Genomic DNA, 15,624 nt, shown 5'->3' with positions numbered 1-15,624 from the left:
TGCGAGGTGAAGAGTTGGGTGACCGGTTTCCGTCGTACGCACGCGCGCCGGACCGCGCCCGAAACGAAAGGCCACATCAAGCGAGAAAAGCCGACCGGGTCGACTCCTTCCGCTCTGACTCACCAGGCATACACATGGGTTGAGAACGGCACTCCCTTCTCTTTGCTCTCCGGCTCTGTTGTCGTCCCTGCGGCCGAAAAGGTTGCCGCACGCGGCGACGGGTGGACCGCCAAAAGGAAGGTGGCGCCGACCGGAGAGCACGGACATGCAGGCCGGGGCTGAAGCCGCTCATGGGGGGCGTCCCGCCCGTCCGGTCCCGCCGGGGAGGCTGTGCGCGGACGAGGGTTACGGCTACGCGCACCTGCGTCGACGGCTATGCGCGGGTGGCGTCGGTTACCGCTTCGCCGGCAAGTACGTCGCGTTCTGACAACGGCTGGGCCGGCGATTGCCGGACAGTCGGGGGAACCGTGTCCCGGCCGGCAGGATTCCGGAGGCACTACCGCCGCTGCGAACGCGGGGCCGAGCACGCCCTCGCCTTCGCTGGCGTAGCCGTAGCCCTCACCGGATACCGGCCGCCGCACCAGCCGCCGACTCCCGACGAGCAGATCAGCAGGGGGGAATTTAAGATCGATCGGCGGCAGTTCCCGGGGTTCCAAGCATCCGCTGTAATACTCCCGCGGAAATGAACTAAACCGCCGTAGTGCCACCATGCCCCGCCGCGAGAAGCGACCGTAACGACCCGGAACGTCTCGGGCCACCGAAGGGCAAGGCGCGGTAGTCGCGACGGTGACGGACGTCAGCCACGCAGGGACGAGTTGACCACTACACCCACGCCCTCAGCCGGAGAACACCACCGCCCTTGGGGTGATCGACGCCTAGCCGCCAAACCCACCCTGGGCGTGCCCGACAAGGTAAGTCCGGGCAGCGGGTGTCGGTCGGTCCACGGGTGGCCGGGGCGGCCGGCGCGCGGCCGAGGCAGGCTTCCTGGGACCGGTTCAGCCGGGAGGCACGGCGACCAGATCGGACGTGATGACCCGGGCGCCGGTGGAGAAGGACTCGTTCGCGGCGAGGCCGGTGACGAGCGCGAGCGCGCCGTCGACCGCGGTGGCGTACTGTCCCGCGCCCGTGGCGGTGGCGTCGGCGGTGCCGTGCGTGCCCGCCGGGTCGGCGGGGCCGTACAGGGCGGTGAGCATCCGCTCGTCACCTCCGCCATGCCCTGCGTGGTCGTAGTCCGGCAGCGGCACCGCGTACGGCTCGCGCCACAGCGGGCGCAGCAGGATGCGTGGGCCGCCGGCGTTGGCCATCGCCTTGTCGCCGTGGATGGCGCCCCTGCCCGAGGCGGTGGGCAGCCGCGGCGGTTGCCAGCGGCTTTCCTCGACCTCCAGTTCGAGCCTTCCGCCGGTGCCGTTGAACGCCACCCGGTAGCCCTCCCACGGTGAGTAGGCGGTCAGGTGGTACGTCATGGCCGCGCCGGTGTCGTAGCGCACGAGCACCGACATGTCGTCCTCGATGGTGATGCCGTCGCCGAAGACGTTGCGGTCGCGGAGATAGCCGTCGTGCGACTCGGCGTGGAGGTAGAGCGAGCGCAGGGCGTCGTTCTCGGCAAGCGGCAGCGCGAACGGGTCGTCCCGGGCCTCGGCGGAGCCGTGGGCGCGCTCGTAGTCGCGCCGGTAGCCGCTGCGCTCGCCCGCCTCGCGGCCGTAGAAGCCCAGCCGTCCGTAACCGAATACGTGCTGTGGGCGGGCACCCAGCCACCAGTTGACCAGGTCGAAGTGATGGCTCGACTTGTGCACCATGAGCCCGCCGCTGAGATACTTCTCCCGGTGCCAGCGGCGGAAGTAGTCGGCGCCGTGCCGGACGTCGAGCAGCCACTCGAAGTGCACCGACAGCACCTCGCCGACCGCCCCGCGGGCCAGTTGCCTGCGCACCTCCTCGTGCACCGGGTTGAAGCGGTAGTTGAACGCCACGGCCAGTTCGCCGCCGGTGGCCTCGACGGTGCGCAGGATGCGGCGGCAACGGGCCGCGTCGGTGGTCATCGGCTTCTCCGTCACCACCCGGCAGCCGGCCTCCAGCGCGGGCACGATGTAGGCGTCGTGCACGGCGTCGACGGTGGTGACGACCACCTCCTCGATGCCCTCGGTGCGCAGCCGGTCCGGGAAGTCCTCCGGCGTCCAGGCCGCCGCCTCCGGCTCGCCCGCGTCCTTCAGCAGCCGCTGGTGGTGGGCTATCCGCACCGGGTTGGGATCGCACAGCGCCGCCACCCGGAACCGCGGGCGCCGGGCAAGCGCGGCGGTGAAGGTCTGGGCGCGGGAGCCGGTGCCGACCACGACGGCACGGACCGGTGCTTCGGCGGGTGTCATCTCTGCCCTTTCCGGGGCTCGCCGCTCACGGTTGTGCGCCTCCGTTTGGTGGGCCGGGGTGGCGGCCGGGTGGGGTGCCCGGTCCCGCGGCACTCGCGGTGGCGGCTGACGCCTTGGCTTCGGCGCGGCGGCCGCCCGGTGCGGCCGGTGCGAGCGACTCGTGCACCGCGGACGCGAGTCCGGTCGCTGCCTCGGCGCCGGCGTCGGCCACCCCGATGCCGTAGCGGAATCGAGCGCTCTCGCCGTGTGGTAGGAGAAACTCTTTGCTGAAGAAGGGGGCGGGGTTCAGACAGGCGAACTCCTCGCTGCGGGCGAACCACTGCGGCGGGTGGTGCGGGTTGTCCGCGTGGTCGACCATGAGGATGAGCGACGGGGCGCCGTTCCCGTCGTGACGTCCGGCGAAGGCCATCCACGCGTGGTGCTGGCCGCGCACCTCACCGCCGTTGCCCACGCCGTCGCGGGTGACGAGCTTTCCTCCCGTGAAAGAGCGGGGGCCGCGCCAGAACAGGCCGCCATATCCGGCGTTCTCCCTCCCCCGTGTGGTCGGAGAGCCGATGACGATGTCGTGGCCGGACACGTTGGTCAGACATGTCTCGAAGGTCAGCGCCCAGGCGTCCGGTGAGAGGATCCGGGCCGTGAGGGTGCGGCGCTCGCTGAAGATCCTTGCTCCGGCCTGAGTGATCCAGTCCAGTTCGTGTCCGAACGCGGCCTTCCCGTAGGACGCGTCGATGTAGGTGAGGCGGCGGTGCCGCTGGGTGCCGTTGTTGTCCATCTGCACGTAGAACTTGCCGTGGACGTAGGTGGGGCCGCCCCAGAAGTTCTCCTCGTCCACGACCGGCAGCGACCAGGCGATGCCCTTGTGCCACACGTGGTCCCAGGGTCTGAACAGGCTGACGGTGCGACCGGAGCGGGTGCGAAGGGGGTGCAGGTACGGCTTGGGCGATTCGAGCTCGGGAGTGTGGGGGTGGTAGACGTACCGGAACAGCTCGGCCCGTCCGTCGCGAACCGCGAGTGAGGAGCCGATGTCGTGGCGGATCGAGAGGTCGGTCATGCGGTCGCCTGCTTCCCGGGCGCCCAGGGGACGATCCCGCCGTTCATACTGGAGGTGAAGGGGTCATCGCTGGTCAGCTCGCCGGCGGAGAAGGGGCGTCCCTGGAACGCGGAAGCGTAGGTGGCCGCGGCGAACTCCATGGTTCGGCGGGCCTCGTCGAGGGACACCCCGGGCTCGGCGCCGTTCTCGAACGCATCGAGAACGGCCTGAATCTGCAGCAGATGCCCGCTTTCGATGTCGGCGCCCCCGTCGGCTTTCCAGAGATCGGCCAGATGCTCGTGTCCGGGGGCCGGGGTGAACCGCCAGTGTTTCTCGCTGTAGCCGTAGAGGTGATCGAGCTCGACGGTGGCGTGCTCGAAGTCGAAGCGCAGCCGTGAGGTCTCGCGCGGGGAGACCACGGAGTTGACGACGGTGGCCATCGCCCCGTTCTCGAACGTGGCGACCGCCATCGAGACGTCTTCGGTGTCGGTGGGGCGGGAGAGCCGTCCGGCGATGGCGCTGACCTGGGACCAGGGGCCGAGGACCGACAGGAGCAGATCGAACTGGTGGATGCCGTGGCCCATGGTCGGGCCGCCGCCTTCGAACTCCCACCTGCCCCGCCAGGGCACGTCGTAGTAGTCGTCGGTGCGGTACCACAGCGTCTCGCAGGTGGCCGTCAGCGGGCGGCCGAGCACGCCAGCGTGGACGAGGCGCCGGAGCCGGACGGCTGCGGCCCCGTAGCGGTGCTGGAACACCGTCAGCACCGGGGTGCCGGTCTCGGCCTGCACATCGGCTAGCTCGTTCATCTCGGCCAGACTCAGCGCCGTGGGCTTCTCCACCAGCGCCGGAACACTCGCGCGCATGGCCGCCACGGCAAGCGGCGCGTGGCTCTGCGGCGGAGTGCAGATGTGCACCAGGTCGAGCCTTTCGTTCGCGAACAGGGACTCGGCGTCGCCGTACACCCGCGGTGCCGGGAAGCGACGGGAGAACTCGGCAGCCCGTGTCGGGTCGGTCTCGGCGACGGCAACCAGGCGTGCCCGCCCGGCCAGTTCGGCGAGCGCGTCGACGTGCGTACGGGCGATGCTGCCGGCGCCGACGATGGCGACGCGGAAGGCGGGTGCCGGATTCGGCATGACGTTCGTTGCTCCCTTGTGTCCGGCGGAGGCATGATCCCTGAGCGTGCTGCGGGGCATCCTCAGTCCTGGGGGTCACTGCGCAGAGTCGATCTCGCCCTGCAACTCGTCGATGAACGCCCGGGCGGCCTCCTCCGGCGAGGTCTGCTTCGCGTAGACCTCCTGGGTGTAGCGCTGGAGCATCGGCTCGACGCCACTGCCGCCCTTGGGGGTCACGGCCGGCGAAGGGCCCGGGGTGACGGAGTCCATGTAGCCGACGGCGAGTTGGTCGCTCTCACTCAGGTCCGCGGAGATGGCCTCACGGACCTTGCCGTTCGCGGGGATACCGCGTTCGGTTCCCAGAACGGCCCCGGCGGCCTTGTGGTTGACCAGGAAGTCCGCGAGGAGGGCGGCTTCGGCGGGATGGTCGCTCTGGGACGAGACGGCCCAGTACATCGACGGTTTGAAGAAGTTCGCGTTGGCCTCGCTGCTTCCGGGCAACCGCATCAGCCGCAGATCGGCGCCGCTGGCCTCGCGGAGCGCGGTGATCTGGGTGTTGTAGGAGAAGCCCATGGCGACCTTGCCGGTGGCCAGTCCCCCGGCTTCAAGGCCGGCGTTGTACCTCTCGACCGCCTGGGCGGCGCTCTCGACGCCGCCGGACTCCATCAGGTCGAGGTTGTACTGCCACATCGAGGCCAGGGCCTTGGGATCGAGCGTGACGTCGCCGTTCTTGTCGAAGAGCTCGTTGTCGTCCAGCCGTGCCCAGTACCGGACACTGCCGGTGTCCATGCCACCGGTGACCGAGGAGCCGTTGACCTTACCGTCGCTCTTCCCGGCGACCTCGTCGGCGAGGTCGGCGTACTCCTCCCAGGTCCAGGTGGCGTCGTCGGGGAGTTCGATGCCGTACTCCTCGAACAGGTCGGCGTTGACGACACTCGCGAACACGGCGATCCCGATGGGCATGGCGTACCGGGTGCCGTCGACTTCACCGGTCTTCAGCGACTCCTTGTCGAACTGCGAGGTGTCGAGGAACTCGCCGGCTTCGCCCAGGTCGAGCAGGGAGCCGCGCTCGGCGTAGGAGGCGAGGTAGAGCTCGTCCATCTGGATCACGTCGGGCGAGTCGTTCGCGGCGGTGGTGGTCGCCAGGGCGTCCCAGTAACCGTCCCAGTCCTTGAACTCGCCTTTGACGGTGATGTCGGGGTATTCCTTCTCGAACGCTTCGATGGCTTTCTCGGTGAGGTCGGCGCGGGTTTCCTCCCCCCACCAGGTCACCCGGAGGGTGACCTGCTCGTCGCTGCGTTCCACAGCACCGCCGGAACTGCCGCAGGCGGCCAGCACGAGCGTGCTCGACAGCGCGACGGCGCCGATGAGGCGTGCTTTGGCGCTACCTCTCATGATGTTCTCCCTGCCTGTGTGGAGCTGCCCGGCCGGGCTGGCCGTGACCGCTGGTTGACCGCCCGCGAGGGGGTGGACGGGCGCGGCATCTCACTTGCCTCCCGTCGTGGCGATGCCGCGCAGGAGGAACCGCTGGCCGAAGAGGAAGACCAGGAAGACCGGCAGGAGCGAGACCACACTCATCGCGAGGGCGGCGCCCCAGTTCGTGCCGGACTGCCCGTCCACGAAGGCGCGCAGTGCCACCGGCACGGTGTACATCTCCGGATCGGTCAAATAGATGAGCTGGGAGAAGAAGTCGTTCCAGACCCAGATGAAGGTGAAGATCGCCGTGGTCGCCAGTGCCGGAACCATCAGCGGCAGGATCACCTGCACGAAGATGCGCGGGTGACCCGCTCCGTCGATGCGCGCGGCCTCGTCGAGTTCGGTGGGGATACCGCGGATGAACTGGACCATCAGGAACACGAAGAACGCATCTGTGGCCAGGAACTTCGGGACGATCAGCGGCAGGAACGTGTTGATCCAGCCGAACTCGGAGAACAGTACGTACTGCGGGACGATGATGACGTGGACCGGCAGCATGATCGTGAGAAGCATGATCGCGAACCACCACTTGCGGCCCCTGAACTCGAGGCGCGCGAAGGCATAGGCGGCCATCGAGCAGGCGATCAGGTTTCCCACGATCGCCCCCAGCACCACGATCGCCGAGTTGATCATGAAGTGGCTGAACGGCTTCGAGAAGGCGTTCCAGCCCTCCCCGTAATTGCCCGCCTCCAGGTTGGTCAGGAACAGGCCCGGATCCTGGAATATCTCGTCGTTGGGCCGCAGCGAACTGACGACCATCCACAACACCGGGTAGAGCATCACCAGCGCGCACAGGATCAGCACCGCGTGCTTGAGGGCCGACCGGATGGCCGGGCGGAGTCGCCGGCGGTTCCGTCGGGCGGGTGCGCTGCCGGCAGGCCGTGCGCCGGACGGGGAGTCCGCTGTTTTGGCGAGGGTGTCAGTCATCGTAGAAAACCCAGTACTTCGCGGCCCAGAAGTTGATCGCTGTGAACGTCCCGACCACGAGCAGCAGGAGCCAGGCGAGGGCGGAGGCGTAGCCCATGTCGAAGTTCCCGAAGCCGCGCTGGTAGAGGTAGAGCGAATAGAACAGCGTGGAGTCGGCCGGGCCCCCGTCGCCGCCGGAGACGATGAACGCCTGGGTGAACGACTGGAACGCGTGGATGACCTGCAGAACCAGGTTGAAGAAGATGATCGGCGTCAGCAGCGGCAGCGTCACGCTCCAGAAGCGGCGCAAGCGGCCGGCCCCGTCGACCTCGGCCGCCTCGTGGTAGGAGGCCGGGATCTGCCGCAGACCCGCCAGGAAGATCACCATCGGGGAGCCGAAGGTCCACACGTTGAGGGTGATCAGAGTGGACAGCGCCGTGTCGGGCTCCGAGATCCAGCCGCGCCCTTCGATTCCGATGAGACCGAGGGCCTCGTTGAAGAGACCCTCCGTGCCGAAGACCGTGCGCCACAGGACGGCGATGGCGACGCTGCTGCCGAGCAGTGAGGGCAGGTAGAAGACCGAGCGGTAGATCGCGAGGCCGCGCACACCGCGGTCGAGGAAGACGGCGAGCGCGAGCGCCAGCGCGAGTTGGAGCGGCACCGAGACCAGGACGTAGGTGAACGTCACCTGCAGTGACTTGTGCAGGCGCTCGTCGGTGAGTATCCGGCTGTAGTTGTCGAGTCCGGTGAAGCTCGGGGGCTGTAGCAGGTTGTAGTCGGTGAAGCTCAGGTACAGGGACGCGATCATCGGCCCGAGCGTGACGGCGAACAGGCCGACGAACCACGGCAACAGGAAGAAGAACGCCGCCTTGTTCTGCTGCTTCGACGCCTGGCGGCCGGACGGCAGGGTGCGCAGCTCGGTGGTGGCGCTCATCAGACGCGGTCACCGCGACTCTGGATGCGTGGACCGCGATCGGCGATGAGGATCGGCATCGATGCTCCCTCCGGAGCATATTGTGATCGTTCACTTTCTCGGCCTCGACGTAAAGTAGTGAACGTTCACCAGGAGGGCAAGACCCTCGGCGGGCCTATGAGAGGGAGCTTGCGCATGACCGAGCGCTCAACGTCGGGCAGACGCCCCACCATCAAAGAGGTCGCCCACCTGGCCGGGGTCTCTCACCAGACCGTCTCCCGGTACCTGCGTTCGAGAGAAGGGCTGAAGCCCGCAACGCTCGCCCACATCGACGCCGCAGTCCGTGAGCTCGACTACCGACCCAACCTGGTCGCCAGGTCCATGCGCACCCGCCGCACCGGCCGCTTGGCGCTCGTCATGCCGAGGATGGCCTACAACCCCGCGCGTATGCTCGCCGGCGCGGCCGCGGCCGCGCACGCAGCCGGGTTCGCCGTGGAGGTCGTCAGCCTGGAAGGCGGAGCCGAAGCCAGGGCCGAGCGCACGCTGGAACTGGCCGACTCCGGGCAGGTCGAGGGCATCCTGGCACTGGCCCCGATCAAGCCGGCTCTTGAGGACCGGCTCCCGGAGCGAGCGGCCATCGTCGTCTCGGCCGACTTCGACGACGCCATGCGCGGCATCGGCGAACTGACCGACGCCTCACCGGTGGTCGAGATGATCGAGTATCTTGCCGGGCTGGGCCACCGACGCTTCTTCCACGTGGCCGGGGACGCGCAGTTCGCTTCCGCACGGGCCCGCAAGGCCGCCTACCTGGAGGCCGTGGGGAGGCTCGGGCTCGAGTCGGTCGGCGTTTTCGACGGTGACTGGTCCGGCGACTCGGGGGCTGCCGCCATGCGGACGCTGCGGACCGGGCACATGCCCACCGCCGTCATCGCTGCCAACGACGTCGTCGCCGCCGGCGTCATCCGCGGCGCCAAGGACATTGGGCTCGAAGTTCCCCGTGACCTCAGCGTCACCGGCTGGGACAACAACGAGATCTGCCGGTATCTCCCACCGTCGCTGACCACGGTGCACGTCGATCTGGAAGGCCTGGGGCGAAATGCCATGCTGCGGCTGGTCAAGGCGATCAACGGCCTCGAACTGGAGCCGTCCCGGCAGCCGCTCAACGAGGTGATCTGGCGCGAGTCGGTGGCTGCTCCGCCCTCCTAGACCTCCCCCTTCGCGGCGGCGTCGACATCGTCAGCCGGCGGTCAGGTGCACGAGGCGCAGGAAGCCGTCGGCCTGGCCGGGGTGGGCACTGGTCATGTCGAGGCGCAGAGCGGTGGTGCGGACCGGGGCGAAGGTGATGAGGACGGGATCGCCAGTGTCGACGGGCCAGGTTGTCCGGGGGTTGGCCACGGGGACGAAACGGGTGCCGGTCCATCGGCTGACGGTGAGAGCGGTGGGAAGGGCGTGGGCGTCGTCGATGGTGAAAGCGGCCGAGACGCGGTTCAGCCGGCGAGGGCGGGGCCAGGCAAGCGAGACCCAGGCGGTCGGGTGCGCCTTGCTGATCTCGGGCAGCAGGCCGGTGGCTTCTTGCTGGTAGCGGTTGGACCAGGCGGTGTCGGCCTTCCCGTCCAGCATCGCGGCGGGGACGGTCTCGGGGGACCCGGAGAAGCTCGCGTCCGCGGTGGGGGTGGCAGGGGCGGGGGCCGGAGCGGCGGGTTCGGCGGGTGTCTCGGCAGGGGTGTCGCACACGTCGCCGTCGGAGCCCGCGAGGGTGAGGGTGGCGGGTGGCAGGCCGGGGGCGGTGGCGGTGAGGGTGACCCTGCCGTTGCGGGGTGCCCGCTGGACGATGGCCAGGACCTTGCCGTGGAAGACGGGCCTGGTGGGAGCCTGGTAGTTCACGGCGCTCTCCTGCTGGCCGCTGTCCATGCCGGCCAGCCGGCCCGGTCCGGCGACCTGGACGGTGACCGGGTGGGCGGCGTCCGGGACGACGACGCCCGCGGCATCGGTGACGTCGATGGTGACGAACGTGAGCGCGCGACCGTGCTCGGTGGTCAGCCGCAGTGCGGCGGGCGGGCCGGCGGTGCGCAGGGTGTCGCGGGCGACCTCGGCCCGGCCGCGGCGCGCGATCGCGATGAGCGTGCCGGATTCGAAGGGCACCTCCCAGGTCAGGTGCAGTTTGCCGGCGCTGCCGTTGGGGCTGGTGTAGCTACCGGGGAACGGGCCGCCGGTCACGGTCTTGTCGTCGCCGGTGGGCTCGGTGGTCTCCAGGTACGGAGTGCCCTCCACCGTCGTCTTGCGGTCGAAGCGCCGCACGCCCAGCGACCGGCCGTTGAGGAAGAGCTCAACCGTCTCGACGTTGGCGTATGCCCACACCGTGACCGTCTGGCCGGGCCGGTGCGTGGTCCAGTCCATGGGCAGCAGGTGCACCATGGGTTTGCTCGTCCACTGGCTGGCGAAGAGGTAGAACTGGTCCTTGGGGAAGCCGGCGCTGTCGACCGCGCCGAAGAACGACGACTTGACGGGGAAGACGCCGTAGAACGGGGTGGGTTCGCCGAGGTAGTCGAGTCCCGTCCACAGGAACTGGCCGGCGAAGAACGGCCGGTCACGGTCCTTCTTCAGTGCGTACTCGCCGCTCATGGTCCATGATTCGAGGTTGTTGTCGTAGGAGGAGGTGCCGCGCCGGCCGGGTGTGTAGTCCTCACCGGTGTTGAGCTGCCCGGGGTTGTCGTACATGCCGCGGGTGGAGGTGGAGGAGGACGACTCGGCCTCGTAGAGGAACTTGTCCGGGTACGTCGTGTGCAGCGCGTCGATCGAGGCGGCGGAGTTGTAGTTCAGGCCCATGCCGTCGAGCAGCCGCATGATTCGGTCCGGAGGTGAGCCTTCGGCCGGTACGGACCGGTAGTGGTAGGCGCCCAGGGTGATCGGGCGCGTGGTGTCGATGGCCCGGATGTGGGCGATGAGCTGTTCGACGATCGCCGGCCCTTCCGCCGTGCCGGTGTCGTACGTTTCGTTGCCGATGGACCACATCACCACCGCGGGAGAGTTCTTCGCGGCATGCACCATCTCGCCGATGTCGGCCTCGGCGTACGCGTCGAAGAAGCGGCCGTAGTCGTGCTCGTTCTTGCCGGTGCGCCAGCAGTCGAAAGCCTCGATGATCATCACGATGCCCAGTTCCTCGCACAGCTCCACCACGCCCGGTGCGGGCGGGTTGTGCGAGGTGCGCAGCGCGTTGACACCCATCCGCCGCATGAGCAGGAGCTGCCGCTCCGCGGCGTCCCGGTGGAACTCCGCGCCCAGTGCACCCAAGTCGTGGTGCAGGTTGACGCCACGCAGTTTCATCCCCTCGCCGTTGAGGGAGAAGCCGTGGTCGGGATCGAGGGCGAACCACCGCAGGCCGCACCGGACGCGGGTGGCGTCGACGACCCGACCGCGGGCGCGCAGCGTCACGTCCACCGAGTAGAGGTACGGGTCGGTGAGCGACCACAGACGCGGGGAGACGACGCGCAGGTCCGTCTCCAGGGAGGCCGGCTCGCCGGCCGGCAGCGTCATCGGCGCGGACTCCGTCGCCACCGCCCGGCCGGCCGCGTCCCGCAGCGTCACCTCCGCCTCGGCGTGTGTGTCGCGCTCCGCACTCACCGCCGTCACGGCCACCCTCATGTGGGCGTGTCCCGCGGCGAACGCCTCCGCCAGCCCGGGCGTCGTCACGTGAACACCGTGGCGGACGACGTGCACCGGGTCGGTGACCACCAGCCGCGCGTCGCGGTAGATGCCGCTGCCGGAGAACCACCGGCTGCTGGGTATCTGGTTGCGCACGCGGACCGCCATTTCGTTCGGCGTGGCGCCGTCGGCGTGAGCGTGCTCGGTGAGGTCGACGGCGAAGCCGGTGTAGCCGTAGGGGTGGTGCGTCAACAACCTGCCGTTGAAGTAGACCTCGGCGTCCATGTACACACCCTCGAACTCCACCGAGACACGCCTGCCCGCCGCGGTAAGCGGCAGAATGAACTCCTTGCGGTACCAGGCCAGCCCGCCCGGCAGATAACCGCTGACGTCACGGGTGTGCGGCCCCGCCACCGGATCCAGGCCGATGCTCCAGTCGTGCGGCAGGCTCACCTCCCGCCAGCCCGGGTCGTCGGGCGCGGGCTGGTCAGCCGCCGCACCCGTGGTGTTGACCAGAGCGAAGCGCCAACCCGCGGTGAAGCCCACGACATGTTCTCGGGTTCTCCCCGCGGCTGCGGCCGGAACCGGCTGGAGTACCGACATCTGGACGCCGGCGGCGCCGATCGTCGCCCCCGCACCGTTGAGTGCCCCATGCCGAGAGATCGCCATCGAATCCTCCATGGATCGTGTTGATTCCTGTTGCCACCCGGCTCGGTTTCGCAAACAAGGGCGATGTGGTCGGGCCTTGCGCGTGGACAGCTCCGGCCGACTTGACCAGACGGCCCGGCATGCTCGTCCCAGCCTGCCGACATGCGCGTCATCGGGCGCACTCGGTGTTGACGGGGTCTTCGGGCGTCCTTATTATCCACCAGCGCCAAACAGGGCCACGCAAAATCTTTCGTAGTCGAACGCGCTCGGTGTTCGATCAGTCGTCGCGAATCTCGCTGCATCTGCGGTGGCCGGATGGACCTCCCTGCGCCGACGGCCCGCATCCATCCCAGGGGAGCCGCGACCCCAGCGAAGGTGGTTCACGCGTCATGGCAATGTCACGAAGGAGGCTGCTGGCGCTCGGCGCCGGGGCCGCCGCCGGCGGGCTGGGGCTCGCGGGCTGCGGGTCTCAGCGCTCGCTCGGCGGCTCGGACGAGATCACGATGTGGACCTGGGACCGGTCGGTGAGCGACGAACTGGTCGCCCGGGCCGAGGCCGAGGGCATACCCGGCGCCGAGGGCTTCCGGGTCAGCCGGACCAACGTCGGCGGCAACTACAACACCAAGGTGCGCACCACGCTCGCCGGCAAGTCCATGGTGCCGGACATCATCGGCATCAACGCCGACGTGGCCACCTACTTCACCAACCAGGACATGTTCGTCGACCTGAACGACTTCGGTGCGGCCGAGCTGAAGAGCACGTACCTGGACTGGAAGTGGAACCAGTGCCTCACGCCCGAGGGCCGGATGATCGCGTTCCCCATGGACACCGGCCCCACCGGGCTGTACTACCGCACCGACCTGCTCAAGGAGGCCGGGATCACCACCGACCCGGAGGAGCTGGCCGCCCGGGCCCCGGACTGGGACGGCTTCATCGCCCTGGGCAAGGAGCTCCAGAAGTCCCAGGAGCGGGCGGTGATCTGCCCCCACCTCAGGAAGATCTGGGACGTCCGGATGGGCCAGCTCGGCGGCGACAGGTACATAACCGAGGACGGCCGGTACGTCGGGGACCGCGACGAGGTCCGGGAGATCTTCGAGCTGGGCTACCGGGTGTCCAAGGAGGGCCTGTCGGCCGGCGCGCTGGACGGCTCCAACGACGTGGAGGGCGCGGTCACCAGCGGGCGCCAGCCGGTCTCCATCGGCGCGAGTTGGTGGGGCCAAGCCTTCCCGGAGGCGGCCGCTCCGGACACCGAGGGCAAGTGGCGGGTCACCTCCCCGCCCGGCGGTGCCGGCAATGAGGGCGGCTCCTTCCTGGCGATCACGAAGTACTCCAAGAACCCCGAGGCGGCCTTCGCCTTCATCTCCTGGCTACAGTCGCCGGAGAACCAGGTCAAGGCGTTCACGGAGATGTCGCTGTTCCCGTCCTCGCCGCGCTCCTTCGAGATGCCGGAGATGCGCGAGCCGCAGCCCTTCTACGGCGGGCAGCGCACCATCGAGGTGTTCGCCCCGTCGGCGCGAGAAGTCAAGACCGCCTATCGGAGCCCGTACGACCGCATGATCGACCCCGTCATGTTCGACGAGATGGCCAACATCGACGCCGGCAAGAGCGTCGAGGCGGCCTGGAAGGACGCCCAGGACGCCATCGAACGCGAGCTGACCCGCGAGGGGGTGCTCTGACATGAGTCTCACCGAGACCCTGCGCGGGAGCGCGGGCAAGCTGCGCGGGAACCGCGTCAAGCCGCCGCCGGACGGATCCAAGCCGCAGCCCGGCTGGCGCCGCTACTGGCCGATGTACGCGGCGGTGTCCCCGTTCTTCATCCTCTTCGCCGTCTTCGGCGTGTTCCCGGTCGCCTTCTCCATCTACCTGTCCTTCATGTCCTGGGACGGCATCGGGGACATGCGGTCGGTCGGCTGGGAGAACTACGAGTACCTGGTGACCGACTCCGACTTCTGGAAGTCGATCACCAACACCCTGATCATCTGGGCCCTCGCCACCGTCCCGATGGTCTTCCTGGCCCTGGTCATCGCCTACGCGCTGCACACCAGCGTGCGGTTCAAGGCGTTCTACCGGGTGGCCTACTTCGTCCCGAACGTCACCTCGATCGTGGCGATGACCATCGTGCTCGGCTCGGTCTTCAGCGACAGCTCCGGGCTGCTCAACAGCGCGCTACGGGCGATCAGCGCCGGCGAGGTCGGCTGGCTGTCCGACCCGTGGGCGATGAAGATCTCCGTCGCCGCGATCACCGTCTGGCGGTGGCTCGGCTACAACACCATCATCTGTCTGGCCGGTCTCCAGGCCATCTCCAGCGACGTGTACGAGGCGGCCAAGGTCGACGGCGCCAGCAGCCGCCAGACGTTCCTGCGGATCACCATCCCGATGCTCCGCCCGGTGATCCTTTTCGTCGCCATCACCTCCACCATCGGCGGGCTGCAACTGTTCACCGAGCCGCAGGTGATGTTCCCGGACGACAGCGGGAACGTCGGCGGGCCCGGCGGCGAGGCCACCACCATCGTGCTCTACCTCTACCAGCAGGCGTTCATCTTCAACCGGTTCGGATACGGCGCGGCCATCGGCTGGGCGCTGTTCCTCCTGATCGCGGTGTTCTCCATCATCAACTGGCGGCTGATCGGCGGCCGCGACGAGGACGCGATCCGCACCCCCAAGGCGAAGGGGAAGGGGAAGTCCCGTGCGCGCTGAACCCGCCACCCGAGTACGGACGGTCCTGGGCCACGTCATGCTGATGTTCGGCGTGCTCATCACGATCTTCCCGTTCTACTGGATGTTCGTGATGGCGTCGAACACCACTGCGGACATCTTCGCCTACCCGCCCAAGCTGGTCCCCGGCTCCCACCTGTGGGAGAACATGAACAAGGTGTTCGACGGGATCGACTTCTGGGGCTCCATGGGTCTCACCATCGTGGCCGCCGTCTCGGTGACGTTCCTGGTGCTGCTCTTCGACTCGCTGGCGGCCTTCGCCTTCGCCAAGTACCAGTTCCCCGGGCGGCGGGTGCTGTTCTGGATCGTCCTGGCCACCTTCATGATCCCGATGCAGCTTGCGCTGGTGCCGCAGTTCGTCACCCTGGCCTGGCTCGGCTGGGTCGGCTCGCTCAAGGCACTGATCATCCCCGGAGCGGCCAACGCGTTCGGGATCTTCTGGATGCGGCAGTACGCGCAGGGGGCGATCGCCGACGAGCTGATCCACGCGGCGCGGGTGGACGGGGCCGGGTTCTTCCGCCAGTGGTGGACGGTGGGGCTGCCGGTGCTGCGCCCGGGGCTGGCGTTCCTAGGCATCTTCACCTTCTTCCACGTCTGGAACGACTACCTCTGGCCGCTGATCGTGATGACCGACCCGGGCAAGGTGACGCTCCAGGTGGCCGTGCAGCAACTGAACGGCGTCTACACCACCGACCAGTCGATGGTGATCACGGGGGCGCTCATGTCGGTGATCCCGCTGATCGGGGTCTTCCTGATCGGGGCACGGCACTTCATCGCCAACCTGGGCGCAGGCGCGATGAAGTTCTGAAGCCGGCTCAGCCC

11 protein-coding genes are annotated in these 15,624 nt (G+C 68.6%); 4 read left to right on the top strand and 7 right to left on the bottom strand.

Annotated elements, in window-relative coordinates; genetic code table 11:
* Positions 1 to 995: 995 nt before the first annotated feature.
* The 6 genes from QBL21_RS12690 to QBL21_RS12665 form a co-directional block, all read right to left on the bottom strand.
* Positions 996 to 2,360 (bottom strand): Gfo/Idh/MocA family oxidoreductase, encoded by a 1,365-nt coding sequence (locus tag QBL21_RS12690; RefSeq protein WP_407562256.1) that lies wholly within the window; start codon positions 2,358 to 2,360, stop codon positions 996 to 998.
* Between the two features lie 25 nt (positions 2,361 to 2,385).
* Positions 2,386 to 3,411 carry a PmoA family protein gene (locus tag QBL21_RS12685; RefSeq protein ID WP_407562255.1) on the bottom strand — a complete coding sequence of 342 codons (1,026 nt, stop codon included), beginning with the start codon at positions 3,409 to 3,411 and terminating at the stop codon, positions 2,386 to 2,388.
* Positions 3,408 to 4,583 (bottom strand): Gfo/Idh/MocA family protein, encoded by a 1,176-nt coding sequence (locus QBL21_RS12680; RefSeq protein WP_407562254.1) that lies wholly within the window; start codon positions 4,581 to 4,583, stop codon positions 3,408 to 3,410. Before QBL21_RS12680 ends, QBL21_RS12685 begins: the two co-directional genes overlap by 4 nt.
* 15 nt (positions 4,584 to 4,598) lie before the next feature.
* Positions 4,599 to 5,897, bottom strand: coding sequence for an ABC transporter substrate-binding protein (locus tag QBL21_RS12675; RefSeq protein ID WP_407562253.1), 1,299 nt, complete (start codon positions 5,895 to 5,897; stop codon positions 4,599 to 4,601).
* A gap of 90 nt (positions 5,898 to 5,987) precedes the next feature.
* Complete coding sequence (locus tag QBL21_RS12670) at positions 5,988 to 6,905, bottom strand: carbohydrate ABC transporter permease (protein ID WP_407562252.1); 918 nt, start codon at positions 6,903 to 6,905, stop codon at positions 5,988 to 5,990.
* Positions 6,898 to 7,818, bottom strand: coding sequence for a carbohydrate ABC transporter permease (locus QBL21_RS12665; RefSeq protein ID WP_407562251.1), 921 nt, complete (start codon positions 7,816 to 7,818; stop codon positions 6,898 to 6,900). Before QBL21_RS12665 ends, QBL21_RS12670 begins: the two co-directional genes overlap by 8 nt.
* Positions 7,819 to 7,992: 174 nt before the next feature.
* Here QBL21_RS12665 and QBL21_RS12660 point away from each other — a divergent pair, with 174 nt between their 5' ends.
* Positions 7,993 to 9,003 (top strand): LacI family DNA-binding transcriptional regulator, encoded by a 1,011-nt coding sequence (locus QBL21_RS12660; RefSeq protein WP_407562250.1) that lies wholly within the window; start codon positions 7,993 to 7,995, stop codon positions 9,001 to 9,003.
* Positions 9,004 to 9,033: 30 nt separating this feature from the next.
* Here QBL21_RS12660 and QBL21_RS12655 read toward each other — a convergent pair whose 3' ends face one another.
* Complete coding sequence (locus QBL21_RS12655; RefSeq protein WP_407562249.1) at positions 9,034 to 12,108, bottom strand: glycoside hydrolase family 2 TIM barrel-domain containing protein; 3,075 nt, start codon at positions 12,106 to 12,108, stop codon at positions 9,034 to 9,036.
* A gap of 368 nt (positions 12,109 to 12,476) precedes the next feature.
* Between QBL21_RS12655 and QBL21_RS12650 the strand changes: the two genes are divergently transcribed.
* Genes QBL21_RS12650 through QBL21_RS12640 form a run of 3 tightly spaced genes read left to right on the top strand, consistent with a single transcriptional unit; the run spans position 12,477 to position 15,610 of the window.
* Positions 12,477 to 13,763 carry an ABC transporter substrate-binding protein gene (locus QBL21_RS12650; protein ID WP_407562248.1) on the top strand — a complete coding sequence of 429 codons (1,287 nt, stop codon included), beginning with the start codon at positions 12,477 to 12,479 and terminating at the stop codon, positions 13,761 to 13,763.
* Between the two features lies 1 nt (position 13,764).
* A complete protein-coding gene (locus QBL21_RS12645; RefSeq protein ID WP_407562247.1) occupies positions 13,765 to 14,784 on the top strand; it encodes a carbohydrate ABC transporter permease in 1,020 nt (339 codons plus the stop codon).
* Positions 14,774 to 15,610: a carbohydrate ABC transporter permease gene (locus QBL21_RS12640; RefSeq protein WP_407562246.1), complete on the top strand. Its 837-nt coding sequence runs from the start codon at positions 14,774 to 14,776 to the stop codon at positions 15,608 to 15,610. The genes QBL21_RS12645 and QBL21_RS12640 overlap by 11 nt, the downstream gene beginning before the upstream one ends.
* Positions 15,611 to 15,624 lie beyond the last annotated feature (14 nt).

Origin of the sequence: Streptomyces sp. 184, from assembly GCF_045781775.1 — a bacterium.
In the GTDB taxonomy this organism is placed as follows: Bacteria; Actinomycetota; Actinomycetes; order Streptomycetales; family Streptomycetaceae; genus Streptomyces.
The sequence above is the reverse complement of the archived record's forward strand: the minus strand, read 5'-3'. Positions and strand labels throughout refer to the sequence as shown.

Coding starts and splice junctions, on each gene's coding strand:
- QBL21_RS12645 (WP_407562247.1), top strand. CDS start 13,765: ATGAGTCTCACCGAGACCCTGCGCGGGAGCGCGGGCAAGCTGCGCGGG.
- QBL21_RS12680 (WP_407562254.1), bottom strand. CDS start 4,583: ATGCCCCGCAGCACGCTCAGGGATCATGCCTCCGCCGGACACAAGGGA.
- QBL21_RS12685 (WP_407562255.1), bottom strand. CDS start 3,411: ATGACCGACCTCTCGATCCGCCACGACATCGGCTCCTCACTCGCGGTT.
- QBL21_RS12660 (WP_407562250.1), top strand. CDS start 7,993: ATGACCGAGCGCTCAACGTCGGGCAGACGCCCCACCATCAAAGAGGTC.
- QBL21_RS12655 (WP_407562249.1), bottom strand. CDS start 12,108: ATGGCGATCTCTCGGCATGGGGCACTCAACGGTGCGGGGGCGACGATC.
- QBL21_RS12670 (WP_407562252.1), bottom strand. CDS start 6,905: ATGACTGACACCCTCGCCAAAACAGCGGACTCCCCGTCCGGCGCACGG.
- QBL21_RS12690 (WP_407562256.1), bottom strand. CDS start 2,360: ATGACACCCGCCGAAGCACCGGTCCGTGCCGTCGTGGTCGGCACCGGC.
- QBL21_RS12650 (WP_407562248.1), top strand. CDS start 12,477: ATGGCAATGTCACGAAGGAGGCTGCTGGCGCTCGGCGCCGGGGCCGCC.
- QBL21_RS12675 (WP_407562253.1), bottom strand. CDS start 5,897: ATGAGAGGTAGCGCCAAAGCACGCCTCATCGGCGCCGTCGCGCTGTCG.
- QBL21_RS12665 (WP_407562251.1), bottom strand. CDS start 7,818: ATGAGCGCCACCACCGAGCTGCGCACCCTGCCGTCCGGCCGCCAGGCG.